Origin of the sequence: Helicobacter sp. MIT 01-3238 (genome assembly GCF_003364135.1) — a bacterium.
Taxonomy (GTDB): domain Bacteria; phylum Campylobacterota; class Campylobacteria; order Campylobacterales; family Helicobacteraceae; genus Helicobacter_B.
In genome coordinates this window covers 1-1,006 of sequence record NZ_NXLN01000059.1, presented here as the reverse complement: position 1 = coordinate 1,006, position 1,006 = coordinate 1, and the positions used below count along the sequence as shown (strand labels likewise).

The window sequence follows — 1,006 nt, the reverse complement described above, 5'->3', positions numbered from 1 at the left end:
TTCTTGTGGATTACTAAAGAAACTGCGCTACGCTTGTTTTGCCACGCTCACTTTACTCGCTCGCAATGATAAAAAACAGCGCAAAACAACAATGACGAAAGCTTAAGAATCTAAAGAACCCACTCTTTCAAAAAATCCCTAAAATCTAAAACCTAATCTACCCCCAGCTTATCAAATGGTAAGTCTATCAATATACCCACCCCCTAGCCCCCTCCGCAAGGGAGGGGGAAATAATTTGCTTGCTACCATTCGCAAGAGAGAGAGAGGGAATCTTGAGGTTGCCACTTGCAAGATGGGGAGGAATAACATTATGCCTACTCGCAATAGAATCAACATTGTCATATCGCTTCATTTCGTTGTCATATTGAGCTTTCGTAAGAAAGCGAAATATCTCTACTTGATTTTGCATTGTTTGCAGAATCTTTTGAGATACTTCGCTACGCTTAAGTATGACAAATAGTAGAATGATTTGAGATACTTCAGGCTTAAAAGCCCTTAAGTATGACAATGATTTAGCTAGTATGCCAAAGAACTAAAAAACTAAACCCCTCACAAAAAGCTAATTTTGGATTGCCGCACATTTGGAATACTAATGATTCCAAATGTGCGCAATGACGATTGGAGAAAGCCCATTTACCCATCGATATAGTAGACTTTTTTCTTAGACTTCTTTGACTTCTTAGACTTAGACTTCTTGCCTTTTTTAGACTTTTTGCCCTCTGCGATTGAGCGAGATACAGCGTTTCCGTCTTTGTCTGTTACATAGTCAGAGCCACCAAACCAATACGCATACTTGAAGTTTAGATTCGTGGTAACGCCGTTAAACCAGTCATTTGTCTTCACATTTTGCCCTTGAATGTTTCGCTCTTTGGCAAATGTGCTAGCATAGAAAAGCCCATCATAGCCAAAACTTAGCTCGTGGTTTTTCTTTATCATCCAAATCAAATCAAGCCCTAGATTTCCATACACTGCAGGGAGTGTGATTTCGCTAGCGTCTTTTAGGTTA

At 39.7% G+C, this 1,006-nt stretch carries 2 protein-coding genes; both read right to left on the bottom strand.

What is annotated here, in order from left to right; all coding sequences use genetic code 11:
* Window positions 1–187 precede the first annotated feature (187 nt).
* Window positions 188–508, bottom strand: a complete 321-nt coding sequence (locus tag CQA40_RS10755) for a hypothetical protein (RefSeq protein WP_147290213.1) — start codon at window positions 506–508, stop codon at window positions 188–190.
* A 125-nt stretch (window positions 509–633) separates the two neighbouring features.
* Window positions 634–1,006: hypothetical protein (locus CQA40_RS11370; RefSeq protein WP_181882936.1), on the bottom strand; the 373-nt coding region annotated here is incomplete at its 5' end.